Below are 20795 nucleotides of genomic sequence, written 5' to 3' on the forward strand. Positions count from 1 at the left end.
ACCTTCCAGCCCGGTGGCGGGGTCAGGGTGCGTGCGTACGCGAGGACTCGACTGTCCGGCTCGACCATGAGGGCATGATGGCACCGCGCCGGATGTGGCGAGGCGCCGCCGGGCGGACGGGCCCGGCGGCGCCTCGGGGGAGGGGCGCTGGTCAGAAGACCGGCTGGCCGGCGCGGACGAGGCGCCAGGAGTTGGTGAAGAAGTCGGCGGGGTCGATGACGCCCTTGGCCTTCACCCAGGTGATCATGGTGTTGCGGATCTCGTCGGAGTTCGACCAGACCAGCTTGGCGTTGGCGACGTGCGGGAAGTTGCCGCCGCCGTTGGCGCGGTAGTTGTTGACGGCCAGGGCGAACTGGGCGGCCGGGTCGATCGGCTTGCCCTGGAAGGACAGGTTGACGATCCGCTGGCCCTTCGGCTGGGCGATGTCGATGTCGTAGCTCAGGCCGTAGACCGAGTCGTAGTTGTAGTCCGGGGTGGTCTCGGCGCCGGTCAGGGCGTCCTTGTCGACCGGGGCGCCGGGGGCGAGCTGGTTGTAGTACTTCGCCGAGAACTCCAGGTAGTCCTTGAGCTGGGCGCCCGTCAGGATGCGGGCCTCCAGGGTGTTCTCGTAGATGTACAGGCCCGCGGCGTCGCGCAGCTTGACCTGGCCGGCCGGGATCAGCGCGGTGCGGTTGAACGGCGCGGCCTGGGCCAGCACCGGCAGGTTGGCGTACTGGCCGCCCGCCAGCGCCGCCTTGACGGCGTCGGCCTGGACCCTGCCGATCAGGTCGATGATCGGGGTGGCCTTGAAGCGGGACTCGGCGATCGACAGCTCGATCTTGCTGGTGCCGATGTTCTGGTTGACGTACGCGACGACCTTCTTGTGCTGCTCGGTGATCGCGTCGGTGATCTCCGGGTTCTCCGGCACGGTGTTGGAGTTCAGCACCCGCGAGGAGACCGAGGTGACCTTCCAGGCGCCGTCCGCGAACTCGACCTCGAAGTCGAAGCAGCTCAGGCGCTGGCCCCAGCACAGCGGCTCGGAGAGCACGACCGTCTTGCCGGTCTTCTTGTTGACGATCAGGCGCTGCGGGACCTCCTTGTGGGTGTGGCCCACCAGCACCGCGTCGATGTCCGGGACGGTCGCCGCCATCTCGCCCGAGGCGTCCTCGGGCCAGGGCAGCTGGTCGCCGTAGGTGGTCGGCTCGTCGATGCCCGAGTGCGCCGAGACCACGATGACGTCCGCGCCGGCCGCCTTCATCCGCGGCACGTACTTGGCGGCGGTCTCCACGATGCCCGGGAAGACCATCTTGCCGCTGACGTTGGCCTTGTCCCAGATCGCGATGCCCGGGTTGGTCAGGCCGAGGATGCCGACCTTCAGCGACTTGCCCTCGCCGAGGTGCAGCTCCTTGATCACGTACGGCGGGAAGGCCGGCTTCTCGTTCTTCGCGTGCAGGGCGTTCGCGCCCAGCAGCGGGAACTCCAGCTGGTCCTCGAAGGCCTTGACGGTCGGGATGCCGTAGTTGAACTCGTGGTTGCCGAGCGCGGCCGCGTCGTACTGCATGAGGTTCATGGCGACGGCCATCGGGTGGTCCGGCACGGTGTCGCCGTCGGTGGCGATCGGCTCGATCCGGGCGTAGTAGTACGTCAGCTGGGTGCCCTGGATGATGTCACCGGAGTCGATCAGCAGGCAGCGGTCCCAGCCCTTCTCCTCGCGCACCTGGTTGGCCAGGGTGGAGATCTTCGCCAGGCCGACCGCGTTGTGGGCCTTGTCGACGTACTCGGCGTCGGTGAAGTAGTCCCAGTTGAGCACCCGGCCGTGCAGGTCGGTGGTGCCCATGACGGTGAAGGCCTGCTTGCGCGGCTTGCGCTGCGGGCCCTTGGCGGCCGCCGTGTCCGGCTCGGCGGCCGCGGCGGAGGGGGCGGCGGCGACGGCGGCACCGCTGACCAGGGCGGCGCCGGCGGCGGTGGCGGCGGACCGGGTGACGAAGTCACGGCGGTTCAGGGGCATGGACGACTCTCCCGGGTGGGAACGACGGCAGATGGGCCGTCAACTGGTGTTCGGTGATGACGGGTGCGCGCTTCTGGGCCTGTCGCGCATTGACGCGCGTAGAAGGACGCGCGTAGAAGTCTGCCGTGCAGGCAGGGCCGCTGAATAGCCCCCGGACCTGTCCAAGAGGTGAGATCTTGGCGACTCGTTCGTGACGAGCCCGGGCAGGGACGGCGGTGGTAGGAGCGTCGGGAGTGGCCGGACGTCGGGAGGCGCGTTCCCCGAGGTCAGGCCAGCTCGGCGGCGAGCCGGCCCACCTCACGGCCCAGCTCGGCCGCCGGGTCCGCCGCGTCCGGGCCCGCCCACGGCTGCCAGGTCCGCGCCCGCAGGTAGCCGGCCACCGCCACCGGCAACCGCTCCCGGACGATCCGCTGCGCCACCGGGCCGGGGCCGGCCTCGCGCAGCGCCGTCAGCAGGTCGTCCACGCCGGTGCCGGGCGGCAGCGGGACGGTGCCCAGGTAGGCGGCCAGGGCCTCCAGCTCGGGGTCGGGTTCGGGCTCGGGGGCGGGGGCGGGGGCGGGCTCGGGGTCAGGCTCGGGCTCGGGCGCCGGGGGCGCTGCCGGTACCGGTACCGGCAGCGCCCCCGGCGTCGGTTGAGCAACCGGGCCCGGGTCGGGGCGCGCCGTCGGCCCCCGGGAGGGGTCCGGCCTGCGGCCGGGGGCGAGCAGCGCGCCCACCGCGTACAGGCCCACCACCACCCCCGGCCACAGGTTCCCGCCGAGCCCCGCGTAGTGCAGCCCCACCCCGACCGCGCCGCCCGCACAGCCGACCAGGTTCTTGGCCGACTCCAGGTACCGCAGCGCCCGCCGGAGCGGCCCGTCACTGGTAGCCACGGATCTCCTCGAACGCCCCGTCCAGCGACCCCGAACCGTCGAACAGCTTGCCGCCGCTGAGGTCCGCCACCCCCTGCAACTGGCCCACCGCCGCCTCGCCGAACTTGATCGGGAACACCGGGATCGACTTCTGCCAGGCCGGCAGCCCGTCGTGGAAGCGCTTGAAGTCGGCGTCCGTCGCCCCGGAGTTGCTCTCCCCGTCCGTCATCAGCACGATCGAGGTGAACCGGTCGTCGTTCGCCGCCGCCTGCTGGCGCCCGATCACCCGGTACGCCTCCTCCAACGAGTCGTACAGCGCCGTACCGCCCGTCGCCGACAGCGACTGCACGTCGGCGTTGATCGCCGCCAGCTCCGCCTGCGGCCCCGGCTGGCTGCCCGTGGGCGGCACCAGGTGCGTCCTCGTCCACTTCACCGAGGACGCGAACGACAGCAGGGTGACCTCCTCGCGGTTGCGGAACCGCCGCACCCCGCGGGTGTCGTCCGCCCCCGTCAGCCGGCCCAGCGCCGTCTTCAGCGCCGAGATCCGCGGACCCTCCATCGAGCCCGAGGTGTCCAGCACGTACACCGTCCGCGACGGCCGGCGCAGGTCGTTCTGGTACGAGGCCAGCAGACCGTCCGCGACCGCCCGCGTTGCCGGGAACGGCAGCTCCGGGCGGCGGTCCGTCGGCAACCCGGCGGCCGGCGCCACACCCGCGGCCGCCGGACGGCGCAGCGTCACCTCCGAGATGCGCTTCTGCACCCCGTCCTGGCGCAGGTACGAGGTCAGCCGCTGGAAGGCGTCCCGCTGGTCCGGCCCTGCGGAGGCGAGCAGCGACAGCGGATAGTCCGCCGACACCACGCCGTCCAGCGGGCGCACCACCGTCAACTGCTGCTGCGCCGGCAGCGTCCGGTTCAGCGACAACAGCACCGACTCGTAGTTCACCAGCGCACCCACCACACCCGACTCGGCCCGGGTGTACGCCTGCGCCAGCCACCCCGAGGAACCGGAGGTCAGCTTCTGGCCGGTGAAGAACTGCTTCAACTGCGGCGTCGCCGTCTGCACGTCCGCCTCCGACAGCGCCGCGTCCGCCTTGGAGAACGCCGACGCCACCGCCACCAGCGTGGAGAAGCCAGAGTTGGAGCGCGAGGGATCCGCCATCCCGTACGTCAGCTTGCCCGCCGCGGCCGCGTCGCCCACCTGCGCCCAGGTGACCTTCGAACCGTCGCCCCAGCCCAGCTCGCCGAGCACCGAGGACCGCACCCCGATCGCCACCGGCGAGACCATCACCGGGGTCTCCGACAGCACCTTGGACTTGCCGGCCGGATCCAGCCGCAGGTACTGGTTCGACGGGAACCACACCGCGTCGTACTTCCCGTCCGCCCGGCCCGAGGACACCGCGTCCGCGCCGTCCAGCGTGCCCGTCCAGGAGAACTGCACCGTCACCCCGGTGGCCTTCCGGGCCTCGTCCAGGACCGGTGCCAGGTCCTGCAGTTCGCTGCCGGCCAGGACCCGCAGCACCCCCGGGCGGGCCGTCTCGGCGGGCGGGTCGGAGGGCTTCGGGCCGGCCGTGCCGCCCGAGGAGGTGCAGGCCGTCACCGCCACCAGCACGGCCGCCAGGGCGGCGGTCAGCCCACCCCGGCTCTTCGTACGGACGTCCACTACCCGTTCCCCTTCGCCGCGTTGGTCAGCTTCTGCAGGTTGTCCAGCGACGGCAGCGTGGCCTGCTTGTACCCGGAGCTGCGCAGGTCGTGCGCGAAGGACGGCTTCTTGAAGCCCTTCACCAGACTCCAGAACGCCTCCTGGTCCTCCTGCGGGCGCAGCCCGAACCGGGCCTCCAGACCGCGCAGCACCCCGTCGTTCTCCAGCACGTCGGCCAACTTGCGGCCGCCGTCCGTCCGGGCCACCAGGGTGTGGTCCGACTGCACCGTGGTGTCCGGGTACATCACCACCATGTCCCCGGTGGACTTCCCCTGCAGCGGCAGCGCCGCAGCCTGCGACTCGTACGCCAGGACCAGCGTGCCCACCCCCGCGAAGAAGTCCCGGAATGGCTCGTCACTGCTGATCTTCTGCATGCCCTGCAGCCTGTTCGCCGTGGCCAGGACGTCCCGGACGGCGTTCACCCCGGCGTCGTCCGACACCACCTGGTTGCCGTTCGCCACGTACGCCAGCAGCGCCAGGTACATCGCACCCGAGGACGAACTGTCCGGATCCGTCGTCGACACGTACAGCATCCCGGCCAGCTCCGGGTACTCCGCGGCGCCCTTCAGGTCCTTCCACTTCCGGCCGCCCCGCAGCGCCTCCACGTACCTGTCCATCCGGAACGTCCAGACGCCGCTCTTCTCGTCCACGTCCGCCAGCTGGTTCTGCCGCAGGACCTGGGCCTCCGGCTCGTGCGTCACGATCACCAGCGGCGAGTAGAACGGCACCAGCGGCGAATCCTTCAACTCCCAGTTGCGCTGGATGTCCCGAGCCGGCGCCGCACTCGCCGGGAACGCGAAATCCAGCCCCTTGGTGTTCTTCGCCTGCTCGCTCATCGTCCAGGAACCGGTCGAGTCGGCCCTGACCTCCAGGCCCCGCTTCCTCAACTCCGCCTTCACGTCCGGATTGTCGAAGAAGTCGCGCTTCTCCGAACCGATCAGGCCGGAGACCGTGACCACACCGGCCCCCCTGTCCTCGGGGATCAGCGCGTACGCCACCCAGCCCAGCAGGGCCAAGGCCGCCACCACCCCCAGCACCCGTTTCACGCCGAACGCCTCCCCCTCGACCGCTCCTTCGTCCGGGTGGTTACCCGGGGGTGACGAGCGTCCCGCCGGGCGGGGAGCGGCAACGGAATTGACGGTGAACCAGGGGTGAACACCCCTTCACGGAATCGCATCGGAGGGATGCCGGACGCCGGACTCCGGGCGGCGCTCGCACACCGGTCCGAGGATGTGTCAGATTGTTCAACTACCCTTACGGCAAAGGTCATCCCGCAGTCCGGACCCGCGTCGAGGTTACGCGCCGGTAATGCCTACCCTCAGCAGTATGCGCCGAGCAAAAATCGTCTGTACCCTCGGGCCCGCCACCGACTCGTACGACCAGATCAAATCCCTGGTCGACGCCGGGATGGACATCGCCCGATTCAACCTCAGCCACGGCACCCACGCCGAACACGAAGAACGCTACCGCCGCGTCCGCAAAGCCTCCGACGAGACCGGCCGCAGCGTCGGCGTCCTCGCCGACCTTCAAGGCCCGAAGATCCGCCTCGACACCTTCGCCCACGGGCCCGTACTTCTCGAACGCGGCGACGAGTTCACCATCTCCACCGACAACGGCGTCGTGGGGGACAAGGACACCTGCGGAACCACCTACACCGGACTCGCCGGCGACGTCAGCCGCGGCGAACGCATCCTCGTCGACGACGGCCGCGTCACCCTCGAAGTCCTCTCCGTCGACGGACCACGCGTACGGTGCCTCGTCATCGAAGGCGGCCTGGTCTCCGACCACAAGGGCCTCAACCTCCCCGGCGTCGCCGTCTCCGTCCCCGCACTCAGCGACAAGGACGTCGCCGACCTGCGGTGGGCGCTGCGCACCGGCGCCGACCTCATCGCGCTCTCCTTCGTCCGCAGCGGGCGCGACATCGAGGACGTCCACCGGATCATGGCGGAGGAAGGGCGGTACGTCCCCGTCATCGCCAAGATCGAGAAGCCGCAGGCGGTGGAGAACCTCGAATCCGTCGTCGACGCCTTCGACGGCATCATGGTGGCCCGCGGCGACCTGGGCGTGGAGATGCCCCTCGAACAGGTCCCGCTCGTCCAGAAGCGCGCCATCAAGCTCGCCCGGCGCAACGCCAAGCCGGTCATCGTCGCCACCCAGATGCTCGACTCGATGATCAACGCCTCCCGGCCGACGCGGGCCGAGGCCTCCGACGTCGCCAACGCGGTGCTGGACGGAACGGACGCGGTGATGCTCTCCGGGGAGACCTCCGTCGGCAAGTACCCCGTCGAGACGGTCAAGACCATGGGCCGGATCATCGAAGCCGCCGAGAACGACATCCTCGCCGCCGGGCTGCCCCCGCTGACCACCGGTAGCAAGCCGCGCACCCAGGGCGGCGCCGTCGCCCGCGCGGCGGCCGAGATCGGCGACTTCCTGCACGCCAAGTACCTCATCGCCTTCACCCAATCCGGCGACACCGCCCGCCGGTTGACCCGCTACCGCTCACCCATCCCGGTGCTCGCCTTCACCTACGAGCCCGCCGTGCGCAGCCAACTCGCCCTCACCTGGGGCGTGGAGACCTTCCTCGGCCCCTTCGCCTCCACGACGGACCAGATGGTCGAACAGGTCGACGCTGCGCTGCTCTCCCTGGGCCGCTGCCAGAAGGGCGACATCGTCATCATCACCGCCGGCTCACCCCCGGGGCTGGCGGGCTCCACCAACCTCGTCCGCGTCCACCACGTGGGGACGCTGGACGTCTGAGGTCCCATCGGCGGCGCGACCCCGGCGGGGTCGCGCCGCGGTCAGTACTTCGGGCCGATGTGGGCGTCCATGAGGGCGACGGAGTCCTTGCGGGCGACGGAGATGTTGAAGCCGCCGTTGGACCGTGAGGCGTTCTTCCACTGGACACCGACGGCGTCAAGGGTGGCGGTGAAGAGGCCGATGATGTCGGTCGAGGTGTTGGTGAAAAAGTAACGCGGGTACTCGTAGCGCTTCGTGACGCCACCGACGGTGCGGGTGGCCCAGTTGGTGATGCGGCAGCCGTCGGAGTGGACCAGGCCGCGCAGGAACTCCCAGGGATGGGCGTCCACGATCTCCTGCTGCCACGGCGTGAGGGCGATCGGCCGTAGGTGCTTCTTGCCGGGGCCGTGCTGGGGGAAGAGACAGGGCCAGTGCTTGCTGGTGCAGACGATGCTGGTGCAGCCCGGTGCGTGGACCCGGTTGACCTTGTTCTGAGGCATGACGGCCGACACGGCTCGCTCGCACTCCTCGATGAGGCCGGGCCAGCTGTCGCAACAGGCGATACGGAGTGCGTAGACCTTGCGGCGGCCCTCGCTGATGCAGCCGTCACCGAGATAGAGACCGAGCAGGTAGGCGTAGTCGGCGCGGGGGCGCGAAGGATCGAGCCGACCGCCGCGAACCGGACACTCGGCGGTCATGCGCGGACTTGGCACGGCGCCGGACGCCCATTCACGGATCGCAAACCGGGATATTCCGGTGATGCGGCTGACTTGGCTGAAGGTCAGCCCGGATGCGTGGAGGTCGAGTGCTCGCTGCCGCGTGGTGAGGTCGTACATCTCGCCCTCAGTACTTGGGGCCGATGTGGGCGTCCATGAGGGCGACGGAGTCCTTGCGGGCGACGGAGATGTTGACCTGACCGGTAGGGCGCGGGATCGAAGCCTTCCACCGGACACCGACGGCGTCGAGGGTGGCGGTGAAGAGGCCGATGATGTCGGTCGAGGTGTTGGTGAAAAAGTAACGCGGGTACTCGTAGCGCTTCGTGACGCCACCGACGGTGCGGGTCGCCCAGTTGGTGATCCGGCAGCCGTCGGAGTGGATCAGACCGCGCAGGCGCTCGTGCTTCTTGCCGGGCCCGTGCTGTGGGAAGTAGCAGGTCAGGTGCTTCGAGTACACCTTGATGTTGTGGGCGCCGGGCCGCCGGACGCGGCACGGCGTGAGGGTCGGGAAGACCTGCCGCATGGCCGTCTCGGCGGCGTCCATGATCCCCGGCCAGTTGTCGTCACAGGGGATGAACAGGCTGGCGGTTCGGTGCTGTTTGGGATGACTGATGTGACCGTCCCCCAGGTACAGCCCGAGCAGGTACGAGTACGCGGGCGGGTTCAGGTCGTCGCCGTAGCAGTGTGCGCAGGGCGAGCGTTTCCGGCCAGGGAGTTCGCCGCGCTCGGCGAGGTCCCGGTGCTTCCACCAGGAGACCGTCCCGACCGGGACCCTGAGTCGGCGGGCGGTTTCGGCGGTGCCTGCACCGCCACGTATCAGCCGCACTGCTTGTTCGCGACCAGTGAACTCGTGCATGCGGATGAGCGTGCGCGAACTTCTCGCAGTTGTCGGCCGAATGACCGAACCTTCACTCGAATCGGCGAAGATCGGCAACCATTGTCTGAGTGGCCGATTCCTTCAATTCGAAGGAAAAGTGCCCCGAGTGGGACTCGAACCCACACTGTATGGTGTTTGAGACCATCGCCTGCTGCCAATTGGGCTATCGGGGCCTACGAATCGAAGGCGCCTGCCCTCGCGTCGTGTATCAAACATACCGTGTCTAGGTACCCTCGTGCATGCAGTACCCCGCCGGAACGAGGAGCCCCGTGAGCACCGCCGACGAGCAGGCACAGCCGCTTGAGACCGATTCGCCCCAGATCACCCGGATCGTGATCGCCGAGGATGAGGCGTTGATCCGTCTCGACCTGAAGGAGATGCTGGAGGAGGAGGGGTACACCGTCGTCGGTGAGGCCGGGGACGGGGAGACGGCGGTGAAGCTCGTGGAGGAGCTGAAGCCGGATCTGGCGATCTTCGACGTGAAGATGCCGGTGCTGGACGGGCTGTCGGCCGCCGAGCAGATCCACGAGAAGCACCTGGCCCCCGTGCTGATGCTGACCGCGTTCTCGCAGCGGGAGCTGGTGGACCGGGCGCGGGACGCGGGCGCGATGGCGTACATCGTCAAGCCGTTCTCGAAGGCGGACCTGGTGCCGGCGATCGAGATGGCGGTGTCGCGGTACACCGAGATGCGGGCGCTGGAGAAGGAGATCGGGGATCTCTCCCAGCGGCTGGAGACCCGGAAGCTGGTGGACCGGGCGAAGGGCGTGCTGCAGACGAAGTTCGGGCTGAACGAGCCGGCCGCGTTCCGGTGGATCCAGAAGACCTCGATGGACCGGCGGATGACGATGGCGGCGGTGGCCGAGGCGGTCATCGAGGAGGGCGAGGCCCAGGACCGCAAGAAGGCGGAAGAGGGCACGTCCGACTAGGACGGACATGAGGAAGGGCCCGGCAGAGGGGATCTGCCGGGCCCTTCCTGCGTGATGCGGCTCAGTCCTCGCCGAGGTAGGCCTTGCGGACGGATTCGTCGTGGAGGAGGTCGGCGCCCGTTCCGGAGAGGACGATGCGGCCGGTTTCCATGACGTAGCCCTGGTCGGAGAGCGAGAGCGCGGCCTGGGCGTTCTGCTCGACCAGGAGGATGGTCGTACCGGAGGCCTTGAGTTCGATGATGGTCGCCATGATCTTCTGCATCATGAGCGGCGAGAGGCCCATGGAGGGCTCGTCGAGCATGAGCAGTTTGGGCTGGGACATCAGGGCCCGGCCCATGGCGAGCATCTGCTGTTCGCCGCCGGACAGCGTGCCCGCGGCCTGCTTGCGGCGTTCGCCGAGGATGGGGAACAGCGAGTACGCCCGCTCGACGTCGGCGGTGATGCCGGCGGCGTCGGTGCGCAGGAAGGCGCCGAGGAGGAGGTTCTCCTCGATGGTCATGCGGGGGAAGATGTGCCGGCCTTCGGGGGAGTGGGCGAGGCCGAGGGCGACGATCTTGTGGGCGGGGACGGTGGACAGGTCCTGGCCGTCGAAGGTGATGCGTCCGGCGGTGGGCTTGAGGAGGCCGGACAGGGTGCGCAGGGTGGTGGTCTTGCCGGCGCCGTTGGTGCCGATGAGGGTGGTGACCTCGCCCTGGTTGACGGTGAAGCTGATGCCCTTGACGGCTTCGATCTTGCCGTAGGCGACGCGGAGGTCCTCGACCTCAAGGAGTGCGGTCACTGGTCGGTCTCCGTAACGGCGGGGGTGGTGCCTTCGAGCGGGGCGCCGAGGTAGGCGGTGATGACGCGTTCGTCGTTCTGGACGGTCTCGCGGTCGCCTTCGACGATCTTCTGGCCCTGGACGAGTACGGCGGTGCGGTCGCAGAGGTTGAAGATGAAGCGCATGTCGTGCTCGATGACGAGGATGGAGATGCCCTTGTCGCGGATGGCGAAGACGAGTTCCTCGGCGGCGCGGGTCTCCTGGGGGTTCATGCCGGCGGTGGGTTCGTCGAGCAGGAGGAGGCCGGGTTCGGAGGCGAGGGCGCGGGCGATCTCCAGCTTGCGCTGTTCGCCGTAGGGGAGGTTGCGGGCGAGGTGGTCGGCCTTGTCGGCGAGGCCGGTGAACTCCAGGAGTTCCATGGCCTTCTCGCGGCTCTCGGCTTCGGCGCGGTGGTAGGCGGGGCCGCGGAGGATGGCGGAGAAGATGCCTTCCTTGGTGCGGGTGTGCCGGCCGACGAGGACGTTCTCCAGGACGGTCATGTTGGCGAAGAGCCGGATGTTCTGGAAGGTGCGGGCGATGCCGGCCTGGGTGACGAGGTGGGGCTTGGGCGGGAGGACGACGTCGCGGTAGCGGACGGAGCCCTCGGTGGGGACGTACAGGCCGGTGAGGCAGTTGAAGAAGGTGGTCTTGCCGGCGCCGTTGGGGCCGATGAGGCCGATGATCTCGCCCTCGCCGACGGTGAGGGAGACGTCGTTGACGGCGGTGAGGCCGCCGAAGCGCATGGTGACGCCGGTGACTTCGAGCAGGGGTGCGGCGGTGGTGGTCATCGGGTCGGTCACGCCCCTGCCTTGGTGAGTGCGGTCGGCTCGCCGGTGGGCTGGGCCGGGATGGCGGCCTCGTGGAACTCCAGCTGCCGGCGCCGGTTGGGGATGAGGCCTTCGGGGCGCACGCGCATCAGGACGATGAGGGCGGCGCCGAAGGCGAGGAGCTGGTAGTCGGCGAGGAATTCGAGCTTCTTCGGGATGAGGAAGAGGAGGGTGGCGCCGGCGAGGGGGCCGCTGATGGTGCCCATGCCGCCGAGGATGACGGCGGCGAGCAGGAAGGCGGAGTTGGGCGGGAGGGCTTCGGCGAAGGTGTACTGGTCGGGGGTGACGGTGTAGCTGACGTGGGCCTGGACGGTGCCGGCGAGGCCGGCGAGGCAGGCGCCGAGGGCGAAGGCGAGGAGCTTGAGGCGGAAGCCGTTGATGCCCATGGCTTCGGCGGCGGTCTCGTCCTCGCGGATGGCGACCCAGGCGCGGCCGATGCGGGAGTTGCCGACGCGGGCGAAGACCAGCACGACGAGGGCGGTGACCAGGAGCATCAGCAGGTAGTAGTTGGAGAAGCGGCCGAGTTCGATGCCGGCGACGGTGTGCGGTTTCCCGAGGTCGAAGCCGAGGATCTGCAGGTCGGGGATCCGCGGGATGCCGTTGGAGCCGTTGGTGATCTTCGGGCCGGTGGTGCCGTTGAGGTTGAGCATGGTGATGCGGAAGATCTCGCCGAAGCCGAGGGTGACGATGGCGAGGTAGTCGCCGCGCAGCCGCAGGGTGGGGGCGCCGATCAGGACGCCGAAGACCATGGAGACGGCGGCGCCGGTGAGCATCGCGGCCCAGAAGGGGAACTGGACGTGGATGGGGGAGGCGGGGGACCCGGAGACCAGGGCGGCGGCGTAGGCGCCGACGCCGAGGAAGGCGACGTACCCGAGGTCGAGCAGCCCGGCCAGGCCGACGACGATGTTGAGGCCGAGGGCGACGGTGGCGAAGATCAGGATGTTGGTGGCGACGGAGGTGTACTGGTCGCTGCTCTGGGTGAACGGGAAGCTGGCGGCGGCGGCGAAGGCGGCGCCGGTGGTGACCGGGCGGTGCTTGACGGTCAGTGCGCGCAGCCGGGTGATCAGGCCGGACCTGGTGAGGGCGGCGACGGCGAGGCCGGTGAACAGCAGGCAGCCGGTGAAGAGTTCGCCGTACTCGGTGTCGATGCCGAAGGTGATGGCGAACAGGCCGAGGCCGAAGGCGACGACGATGATCAGGACCTCGGCCCAGGACGGGAGTTCGCGCGGGGCGGCGAGCGGGCGGTCGATCTTGCCGAGGCGCAGCCAGGTGTTGGCGAGGTGGCCGAGTTGGAGCAGCAGGACGGCGCCGGTGGCGATGGCGATGCCGCCGGCGAGGGCGGTCAGGACGGGGGCGACGGGCTGGTCGTCGGGGATGGCGTGGGTGCCGAGCCAGACGAGGGGGGCGGCCGGGACGAGCAGGAGGAGGCGCTTGTCGACGGTCCGCAGCGGGACGCTGGTGCGGCGGTCGAGGGGGAGGCCGAGGGCGCCGAGGACGGCGAGCAGGCCGCCGGCAGCGAGGACCCAGCCGCCGGGTTCGAGGTTGGCGAGGCCGCCGAGTTCGACGGAGATGGTGGCGACCGAGTAGGCGGCGAGGGCGAGGGCGCCGGTGGCTGCGTACAGGACGGCGTTGTTGCTGCGGGTGGGGGCGGCCCAGCGCAGGCCGGGGACGCCTTGGGTGGCGAGCAGCAGGAGGAGGGTGAGGAGGCCGGCGGTGAGGGCGAGCCATTGGAGGCCGGCGGGGGAGCCGTAGTAGGTGAGGTCGCCGGGGAAGTCGGAGGTCCAGGTCCAGGACATGGCGGCGGAGGCGGTGGTGGCGAGGGCGCCGAGGCCGGTGAAGGCGGCGGCGGCTCGGGCCGGCAGGGGGATGACCGGGGTGGTTTCGGTGCTGGTGGTGGTCATGGTGGTCACGCCCTGTCCGCGACGCGCTCGCCGAGCAGGCCTTGGGGCCGGACGAGGAGCACGAGGATGAGGAGTACGAAGGCCCAGACGTCCTTCCAGGCGCCGCCTCCGAAGAGGTGCATGCCGGGCAGGTGCTGGATGTAGCCGGTGGCGAGGGCTTCGGCGAGGCCGAGGGCGAGGCCCCCGAGCATGGCGCCGTAGATGTTGCCGATGCCGCCGAGGACGGCGGCGGTGAAGGCCTTGAGGCCGAGGATGAAGCCCATCCGGAAGTCGATCTGGCCGCTGCGCAGGCCGTAGGCGACGGCGGCGACGGCGGCGAACGCGGCGCCGATGGCGAAGGCCATGACGATGATGCGGTCGGTGTCGATGCCCATGAGCTTGGCGGTGTCGGGGTCCTGGCTGGTGGCCTGCATGGCGCGGCCGGAGCGGGTGCGGGTGACGAACCAGCCGAGGGCGAGCATGCACAGCGGGGCGGCGATGATCAGGAAGAGGTCGCTGCGCTGGATGGTGACGGAGCCGAGGCTGAAGGGGTCGCCGGGGAGCTTGGGGAAGACGCGGGCCTTCTTGGCGTCGGGGTAGAAGGAGAAGACGAGTTGCTGGAGGAAGATGGACAGCCCGATCGCGGTGATGAGTGGGGCGAGCCGGGGGGCGTTGCGCAGGGGGCGGTAGGCGAACCGCTCGGCGGCGACGGCGGTGAGGGTGGAGACCAGGATGCCGGCGATGAGCATCAGCGGTAGGGCGAGCCAGAGGGTGGTGCCGCCGGGGAGGGCGAGGTAGGCGGTCAGGGCGCCGAAGCCGCCGACCATGACGATCTCGCCGTGGGCGAAGTTGATGAGCTGGACGATGCCGTAGACCATCGTGTAGCCGATCGCGACGAGTCCGTAGAGGGCGCCGAGGATCAGGCCGTTGGCCAGCTGCTGCGGTAGGTCGTGCACCGCTGGGCCTCCGTAGTGCGTTCGGGGGTGTCCGCGTGGGTGGTGGATGTGGGGGCGCGCGGGGGCACTCGTGGCGCCCCCGCGCGCTGTGGTGGTTCGGTGGGTGGTGCTCGGCTGGTGGAGCGGCTCAGTCGTCGAAGCGGTTGGAGCCGTTCAGCTGCTGAAGCCGTCGAAGCCGTTGGAGCCGTTGGAGCCGTTCAGCTGGTGAAGCGGCTCGGCCCTCGACGTGGCTCAGCCGTTGAAGGTGCCGGACTTCTCCACGGCCCACTTGCCGTCCTTGACGGCGTAGACGGTGAGCTGCTTGTTGGTGGTGTCACCGAACTCGTCGAAGGAGACCTTGCCGGTCACGCCGTCGAAGGCGACCTTCTGGACGGCGTCGCGGACGGCCTTGCGGTCCGGGACCTTGCCGTTGTTGTCCTTCACGGCCTGCTTGACGCCCTGGATGATGGCCCAGGCGCTGTCGTAGGAGTAGCCGCCGTAGGTCTCGTAGGCGTCCTTGTAGCCGGCGGTCTTGTAGTCGGCGATGAACTTCTTGGCGGTGTCGAGGGTTTCGACGGGCAGGCCGACGGCGGTGGCGTAGTCGCCCTGGCTCTTGGGGTTGAGCTTGATGAAGTCGCCGCTCTGGATGCCGTCGCCGCCCATCAGCGGGATGTTGACGCCGGCGTCCTTGAGCTGGAGGGAGAGCGGGCCGGCGGCGGGGTACTCGCCGCCGTAGTAGACGGCTTCGGCTCCGGAGGTCTTGACCTTGGTGACGATGGCGGAGAAGTCGCGGTCGTCGGGGTTGACGTGCTCCTCGCCGACGAGGGAGCCGCCGAGCTTGGTGAACTCGCCCTTGAAGGTGCCGGCGAGGCCGGCGCCGTAGGTCTTCTGGTCGTCGATGAGGAAGACCTTGGTCTTCTTGGCGTCGTTGTAGAGGAACTGGGCGGCGAAGGGGCCCTGGACGGCGTCGGTGGTGGCGGTGCGGAAGTAGGACTTGAAGGGGCGCTTCTTCTCGCCGCTGGCCCACTTCTCGCCCTGGCTGAGGGCGACGCCGGTGTTGGCGGGGGAGACCTCGACCAGGTTGGCGTCGTCGAAGATCTGCTGCATCGACTGCGCGACGCTGGAGTTGAGGGGGCCGACGACGCCGAGCACCTTGGAGTCGCCGACCAGCTGGGTGGCGTTCTGCTGACCGGGGGCGGGCTTGGCGGTGTCGTCGAGGGCCTTGATCTCGAACTTGACGCCGGGGACCTCGTTGGTCTCGTTGGCCTTCTTGATCGCGAGGTCGACGGAGTTGCGGATGCCGAGGCCGAGGGCGGAGAGGTCGCCGGTGAGGGGGGCGTCGACGCCGATGACGACGGTGGTGCCGGAGCCGGCGTTGGCGGAGCCGTCGCCGCTCTTCTTCTCCCCGCGGGAGCCACAGGCGCTGAGGCTGAGGGCGCCGATCACGGCAATGCTCACGACAATTGCAGAACGATGACGCACGAGGGTCCCCTTCGGTTCAGGAAGCGCCCGCGCGGGAATGGCGGGAGCCGGAGTGCGCGAGGGCCGGGCCCAATCGGATAGCGCGGTGACTGGCCGTGACTCTAGATGTCGATGGGCGGCTCGGGCAGTGCTGCGGGCATGCTGTGATTCTCTTGTTATGAGCACACGGAGCAGTTGTCTCAGCATGTGGTCGTTTCGGCTCGATCGATCCTCCGATGCCGGGCGTTTACTGCCTGGTAGGGGGATGTAAGGGCCAGAAATGCAGGTTGCAGCTGGCAGCGTCGATAATCGGACAGGGGTGTCCGATGCTCAGGTTTCGTTCGTGAGTGTCCGGATTTCGGACCTGGAGGGCGCGGCGCAGGGGATCCGGTGCTGGGGAGAGGCCCGGAATCGGAATCTGGTCGGATTTCCTACTTGTTACGCAGCGTTACAGGTTTGAGATGCGCGCTGACCGTGTCGACCGTGCCGACCGTGCGCGGACATGCGAACGCCCCCCTGTCCTGACCAACGCCTGCCCAGCGTGGCAGGTGGTCAAACAGGGGGGCGGACAAGGGACTTGATCTCGTCTTGACTGAACTCGGCGCGGTGGCGCGGACGTTACGGGCGAGGCGCTGCGCTGTGCTGCCCGCGAACGCGCTGCCGGTGGAGCCGTGCTGCCCGGGCGGCCGTCAGAGGTCGCGCAGCATGCAGGTCAGCCGGCAGCTGGTGATCCGCTTGCCGGTGTCGTCGGTGATCGCGATCTCGTAGGTGGCGGCGGTGCGGCCCTTGAACACGGCCGTCGCCACCCCGGTGACCAGCCCCGACGTCGCCGAGCGGTGGTGGGTGGCGTTGAGGTCCACGCCGACCGCGTACCGGCCGGGGCCCGCGTGCAGCATCGCGCCGATCGAGCCCAGCGTCTCGGCCAGCGCCGCCGACGCACCGCCGTGCAGCAGCCCGTACGGCTGCTGGTTGCCCTCCACCGGCATGGTGCCGACGACGCGGTCGGCGGAGGCCTCGACGATCCGGATGCCGAGCTTCTCGCCGAGGTCACCGCCGGAGAAGGTCTCCGCGGTGACGCCGAGCTTGGCGAAGTGGTCCAGCACGTCCTGCGGGACGTTCAGGACGGGGGCGGTGCCGGGGGCCGCATCGGCCATGGGGGAACTCCTGCCGCTCAGGGGGGTCACTGGTCCTGCTGCCTGTGATCGTACGACCGTCCTACTCGGCACGGTCCCCACCCCTGGGGTCCCCACCCCTGGGGTCCCCACCCCTGCGGGCACGGCCCCCGCGGTCACCGGCACCGTGCTCACCGGCACCGCGCCCCTTTTGTCGGTGCCGGGCCATAGGATCGGTGGCCGGTAGTGGAATCGGCAGGAACGGACGTTGACGTGGCTACGCAGAGTACGGACAAGGGCGCGACGGGTGGCGGCGGGGCCGGCCCGCGGCCCCGGCTGATGCTGCTCGACGGGCACTCGATGGCCTACCGGGCCTTCTACGCCCTGCCCGTGGAGAACTTCAACACCTCCACCGGCCAGCCCACCAACGCGGTCTACGGCTTCGCGTCGATGCTCGCCAACACCGTCCGTGACGAGCAGCCCACCCACCTCGCCGTCGCCTTCGACCTCTCCCGGCAGACCTTCCGCTCCGCCGAGTTCCCCGACTACAAGGCCAACCGCGCCAAGACGCCGGACGAGTTCAAGAGCCAGGTCGGCCTGATCGGCGAACTGCTCGACGCCATGAACATCCCGCGGCTGACCGTCGAGGGCTTCGAGGCCGACGACATCATCGCCACCCTGGCCACCGCCGCCGAGGCGGCCGGCTACGACGTCGACATCGTCACCGGCGACCGCGACTCGCTCCAGCTCGTCACCGACCACGTCACCGTCCTCTACCCGACCAAGGGCGTCTCCGAACTCACCCGCTTCACCCCGGAGAAGGTCACCGAGAAGTACGGCGTCACCCCGCGCCAGTACCCGGACCTCGCCGCGCTGCGCGGCGACCCGTCCGACAACCTGCCCGGCATCCCCGGCGTCGGCGAGAAGACCGCCGCCAAGTGGGTCAACCAGTTCGGCTCCTTCGAGGAACTCGTCACCCGCGCCGACGAGGTGAAGGGCAAGATCGGCGAGAAGCTGCGCGACAACCTCGACTCGGTCAAGCGCAACCGGGTGCTCACCGAGCTGGTCCGCGACGTCGAACTCCCGCTCGGCGTCGCCGACCTGGCCCGCACGCCCTTCGACACGGCCGCCGTCGGCACCCTCATGGAGTCGCTGGAGTTCCGCAACGCCAACTTCCGCGACCGCGTCTTCGGCATCGACCCGGCCGCCGGCGAGGCCGCCGCCGAAGCCGAACTCGCCCCCGGCGTCGAGGTCGACGGCGAACTGCTCACCGACCCGGGCACGTTGGCCGCCTGGCTGCGCGAGCACGCCTCCGACGGCAAGACCACGGTCGCCCTCGCCGCCGTCTACCAGTGGGCACTCGGCAGCGGCGAGGTCACCGAAGTGGCCCTGGCCGCAGGCGAGTCCGCCGCCTGGTTCGACCCGGCGCTGCTCACCGAGGAGGACGAGCGGGCCTTCGCCGGCTGGCTCGCCGACCCGGCCGCCCCCAAGGCCCTGCACATCGCCAAGCAGGTCATGCGCGCCTTCGCCGAGCGCGGCTGGACCATCGAGGGCGTCGTCGCCGACACCGCGCTCGCCGCCTACCTGGAGAAGCCCGGCCGCCGCACCTTCACCCTGGAGGTGCTCGCCGAGGAGTACCTGGCCCGCTCGCTCGCCCCGGCCCCCGCCGCCGAGAGCGGCCAACTCGCCTTCGACGCACCGGAGGAGGACCCGACGGCGCACGCGCAGGCGCTGATGCTGCAGGCCCGCGCCGTCCTCGACCTCGCCGCGCACTTCGACACCCGGCTCGCCGAGGTCGGCGCCACCGAGCTGCTGCGCGACATGGAACTGCCCATCGCCGCCCTGCTCGCCCGGATGGAACGCCACGGCATCGCCGCCGACCGCGACTGGCTCACCAGGCTGGAGGCGCAGTTCGCCGCCGAGATCCAGCGCTGCGTCGAGGAGGCGCACGCCGCCGCCGGGCACGAGTTCAACCTCGGCTCGCCCAAGCAGCTCCAGGAGATCCTCTTCGGCGAGCTCGCGCTGCCCAAGACCAAGAAGATCAAGACCGGCTACACGACGGACGCCGACGCCCTCACCTGGCTCGCCACCCAGACCGACAACGAACTGCCGGTCATCCTGCTGCGCCACCGCGACCAGGCCAAGCTGCGCACCACCGTCGAGGGCCTGCTCAAGACCGTCTCGCCCAAGGGCCGGATCCACACCACCTTCAACCAGATGGTCGCCGCCACCGGCCGGCTCTCCTCGCAGGACCCGAACCTGCAGAACATCCCGGTCCGCACCGAGGAGGGCCGCGCCATCCGCCGCGCCTTCGTCGTCGGCGAGGGCTACGAGACGCTGCTCACCGCCGACTACTCGCAGATCGAACTGCGGATCATGGCGCACCTGTCCGAGGACGAGGCGCTGATCGAGGCCTTCGCCACCGGCGAGGACCTGCACACCACCGTCGCCTCCCAGGTCTTCGAGGTCCCCGGCACCGCGGTGGACGCCGAGATGCGGCGCAAGATCAAGGCGATGTCCTACGGCCTGGCGTACGGGCTCTCCGCGTACGGGCTCTCCCAGCAGCTCGGCATCAAGCCGGCCGAGGCGCAGGGCCTGATGGACACCTACTTCGAGCGCTTCGGCGGCGTGCGGGACTACCTGCGCCGGGTCGTCGACGAGGCCCGGGCGACGGGCTACACCGAGACGCTGCTCGGCCGCCGCCGCTACCTGCCCGACCTCAACAGCGACAACCGCCAGCGCCGTGAGATGGCCGAGCGGATGGCCCTCAACGCCCCGATCCAGGGCTCGGCCGCCGACATCGTCAAGATCGCCATGCTCCGGGTGGACGAGGCGCTGCGCGCGGCCGGCCTGACCTCCCGGATGCTGCTCCAGGTGCACGACGAAATCGTCCTGGAGCTGGTCCCGGGCGAGCGCGAGCAGGTCGAGGCGATCGTCCGCGAGCAGATGGCGGGCGCCTACCCGCTGCGCGCCCCGCTGGACGTCTCGGTCGGCGTCGGCGCCGACTGGGAGGCCGCCGCGCACTGACGGCGGCGTGCTGTCCTCGGCGGGCCCGGACGCGTTGCGCGTGCGGGCCCGCCGTCGTCCGCGGCCGTCCTCCGTGGCCGCTTCGGCAGACGAAGGCCCGGTCGGCTGATGCGGAATTGGACCCTCCGATGGGTCAATTTCGTACTACCGTAGGCCCAATGACAACGGGATCTCCTTCGACCGACCAGTCCATCTCCCTCGCCGAGGCGCCGACCTGCCAGGCCCGCAACTCCGCCGCCTTCTGGACCGCGACCGGCCGCAGCCGGGGCCACGAGGTGATCCGGCGCCGCGGATTCCTCGCGGTCGACGGCGACGAACGCGCGGGCCTGCGGGTCCTGATCCAGGAGCCCGACCTCGACCCCGGCGAACTGGCCGAGGTGAACGAACTGGTCCGCGCGGCCACGGGGACGGCCTACGTCGAGGACCCGTTCAGCTCGACCGACCTGAGCCACCTGGGCCTGCGCAACTGGCAGATGCCGATCATGCTGCGCCTGCCCGGCCCCGTCGCGGAACCGGCCCTGGACGTGATCCGGGTGCAGCGGCCCGAGGACCTCCAGGCGGCCGAGCAGGTCGTGATCGAAGGCTTCGACCTGGACGGCTTCCAGCCCCACCGCCCCGGCGAGCTCTTCCCTCCCGCGCTGATCGAACAGCCGGGCGTGGACGTCTTCATCGCCTCGATCGACGGCATGACCGCAGGCGCCGGCGTCAGCGTCCTGGCCGACGGCGTCGGCAGCCACTACTGGATCGGCACCTCCTCGGCGTTCCGCTCGCGCGGCGTGGGCCGGGCCGTCATGCTCGGCTCCCTCGCCCACCTGGCGGACCTGCCGGCCACCCTCACCGCCTCGAAGCTCGGCAGGCCGCTGTACGAGTCGCTGGGGTACACGGTCGCCTCCCCCTCGACCTGGTGGGCCTCCTCCTGAACGACGGCGCCACGCCGGAACCGGCCGGCCCGCTCCACCGTCGGG

At 70.0% G+C, this 20795-nt stretch carries 16 protein-coding genes and 1 tRNA gene; 4 read left to right on the forward strand and 13 right to left on the reverse strand.

Annotation, left to right across the window (positions count from 1 at the left end):
- Positions 1-151: 151 nt before the first annotated feature.
- The 4 genes from BX285_RS14475 to BX285_RS14490 all read right to left on the reverse strand — a co-directional run bounded on the left by BX285_RS14475 (position 152) and on the right by BX285_RS14490 (position 5583).
- Positions 152-1987, reverse strand: coding sequence for a bifunctional UDP-sugar hydrolase/5'-nucleotidase (locus BX285_RS14475; RefSeq protein ID WP_121175338.1), 1836 nt, complete (start codon positions 1985-1987; stop codon positions 152-154).
- 266 nt (positions 1988-2253) lie between these two features.
- Positions 2254-2859 (reverse strand): hypothetical protein, encoded by a 606-nt coding sequence (locus tag BX285_RS37310; protein WP_183107072.1) that lies wholly within the window; start codon positions 2857-2859, stop codon positions 2254-2256.
- A complete protein-coding gene (locus BX285_RS14485) occupies positions 2846-4498 on the reverse strand; it encodes a VWA domain-containing protein (RefSeq protein WP_097238352.1) in 1653 nt (550 codons plus the stop codon). Before BX285_RS14485 ends, BX285_RS37310 begins: the two co-directional genes overlap by 14 nt.
- A complete protein-coding gene (locus BX285_RS14490) occupies positions 4498-5583 on the reverse strand; it encodes a substrate-binding domain-containing protein (protein WP_147465160.1) in 1086 nt (361 codons plus the stop codon). The genes BX285_RS14485 and BX285_RS14490 overlap by 1 nt, the downstream gene beginning before the upstream one ends.
- A 280-nt stretch (positions 5584-5863) precedes the next feature.
- On the opposite strand from BX285_RS14490, the gene pyk reads away from it, so the two are divergent.
- Entirely contained in the window at positions 5864-7294 is a 1431-nt protein-coding gene (pyk, locus tag BX285_RS14495) for a pyruvate kinase (protein ID WP_097238354.1), read from the forward strand.
- Positions 7295-7335: 41 nt separating this feature from the next.
- On the opposite strand, the gene BX285_RS14500 is transcribed toward pyk, so the two are convergent.
- From BX285_RS14500 to BX285_RS14510, 3 genes are all read right to left on the reverse strand, one after another.
- Complete coding sequence (locus tag BX285_RS14500; protein WP_121175340.1) at positions 7336-8109, reverse strand: transcriptional regulator; 774 nt, start codon at positions 8107-8109, stop codon at positions 7336-7338.
- Positions 8110-8116: 7 nt separating this feature from the next.
- On the reverse strand, positions 8117-8845 hold the full coding sequence (locus tag BX285_RS14505) for a helix-turn-helix domain-containing protein (protein WP_183107073.1): 729 nt from the start codon (positions 8843-8845) through the stop codon (positions 8117-8119).
- A gap of 119 nt (positions 8846-8964) precedes the next feature.
- A tRNA-Leu gene (locus BX285_RS14510) sits at positions 8965-9039 on the reverse strand.
- A gap of 96 nt (positions 9040-9135) precedes the next feature.
- Between BX285_RS14510 and BX285_RS14515 the strand changes: the two genes are divergently transcribed.
- Positions 9136-9792 (forward strand): ANTAR domain-containing response regulator, encoded by a 657-nt coding sequence (locus BX285_RS14515; protein ID WP_121175341.1) that lies wholly within the window; start codon positions 9136-9138, stop codon positions 9790-9792.
- Between the two features lie 61 nt (positions 9793-9853).
- Here the strand turns inward: BX285_RS14515 and BX285_RS14520 are convergent, their stop codons facing one another.
- From BX285_RS14520 to BX285_RS14545, 6 genes are all read right to left on the reverse strand, one after another.
- Entirely contained in the window at positions 9854-10570 is a 717-nt protein-coding gene (locus tag BX285_RS14520; RefSeq protein WP_097238357.1) for an ABC transporter ATP-binding protein, read from the reverse strand.
- Entirely contained in the window at positions 10567-11376 is an 810-nt protein-coding gene (locus BX285_RS14525; protein WP_097240311.1) for an ABC transporter ATP-binding protein, read from the reverse strand. The genes BX285_RS14520 and BX285_RS14525 overlap by 4 nt, the downstream gene beginning before the upstream one ends.
- Positions 11377-11384: 8 nt before the next feature.
- Entirely contained in the window at positions 11385-13316 is a 1932-nt protein-coding gene (locus BX285_RS14530) for a branched-chain amino acid ABC transporter permease (protein ID WP_259470704.1), read from the reverse strand.
- A gap of 5 nt (positions 13317-13321) precedes the next feature.
- On the reverse strand, positions 13322-14251 hold the full coding sequence (locus BX285_RS14535) for a branched-chain amino acid ABC transporter permease (protein ID WP_097238358.1): 930 nt from the start codon (positions 14249-14251) through the stop codon (positions 13322-13324).
- Positions 14252-14482: 231 nt separating this feature from the next.
- Positions 14483-15712 (reverse strand): branched-chain amino acid ABC transporter substrate-binding protein, encoded by a 1230-nt coding sequence (locus BX285_RS14540; RefSeq protein ID WP_097238359.1) that lies wholly within the window; start codon positions 15710-15712, stop codon positions 14483-14485.
- A gap of 668 nt (positions 15713-16380) precedes the next feature.
- Positions 16381-16845, reverse strand: coding sequence for a PaaI family thioesterase (locus tag BX285_RS14545; protein WP_097238360.1), 465 nt, complete (start codon positions 16843-16845; stop codon positions 16381-16383).
- A gap of 297 nt (positions 16846-17142) precedes the next feature.
- On the opposite strand from BX285_RS14545, the gene polA reads away from it, so the two are divergent.
- The gene (gene polA / locus BX285_RS14550; protein WP_179853076.1) at positions 17143-19830 is read left to right on the forward strand and encodes a DNA polymerase I; all 2688 of its coding nucleotides are present in this window, start codon (positions 17143-17145) and stop codon (positions 19828-19830) included.
- 158 nt (positions 19831-19988) lie between these two features.
- The gene (locus tag BX285_RS14555; RefSeq protein WP_097238362.1) at positions 19989-20750 is read left to right on the forward strand and encodes a GNAT family N-acetyltransferase; all 762 of its coding nucleotides are present in this window, start codon (positions 19989-19991) and stop codon (positions 20748-20750) included.
- Positions 20751-20795: the final 45 nt, after the last annotated feature.

Source organism: Streptomyces sp. 1114.5, assembly GCF_003635085.1.
Classification (GTDB): domain Bacteria; phylum Actinomycetota; class Actinomycetes; order Streptomycetales; family Streptomycetaceae; genus Kitasatospora.

What these genes read in the sequence shown, in the direction of transcription:
- BX285_RS14475 (WP_121175338.1), bottom strand. Translation starts at nt 1,987, where the DNA reads ATGCCCCTGAACCGCCGTGACTTCGTCACCCGGTCCGCCGCCACCGCC.
- pyk (WP_097238354.1), top strand. Translation starts at nt 5,864, where the DNA reads ATGCGCCGAGCAAAAATCGTCTGTACCCTCGGGCCCGCCACCGACTCG.
- BX285_RS14500 (WP_121175340.1), bottom strand. Translation starts at nt 8,109, where the DNA reads ATGTACGACCTCACCACGCGGCAGCGAGCACTCGACCTCCACGCATCC.
- BX285_RS14505 (WP_183107073.1), bottom strand. Translation starts at nt 8,845, where the DNA reads ATGCACGAGTTCACTGGTCGCGAACAAGCAGTGCGGCTGATACGTGGC.
- BX285_RS14525 (WP_097240311.1), bottom strand. Translation starts at nt 11,376, where the DNA reads ATGACCACCACCGCCGCACCCCTGCTCGAAGTCACCGGCGTCACCATG.
- BX285_RS14530 (WP_259470704.1), bottom strand. Translation starts at nt 13,316, where the DNA reads ATGACCACCACCAGCACCGAAACCACCCCGGTCATCCCCCTGCCGGCC.
- BX285_RS14545 (WP_097238360.1), bottom strand. Translation starts at nt 16,845, where the DNA reads ATGGCCGATGCGGCCCCCGGCACCGCCCCCGTCCTGAACGTCCCGCAG.
- polA (WP_179853076.1), top strand. Translation starts at nt 17,143, where the DNA reads ATGCTGCTCGACGGGCACTCGATGGCCTACCGGGCCTTCTACGCCCTG.
- BX285_RS14555 (WP_097238362.1), top strand. Translation starts at nt 19,989, where the DNA reads ATGACAACGGGATCTCCTTCGACCGACCAGTCCATCTCCCTCGCCGAG.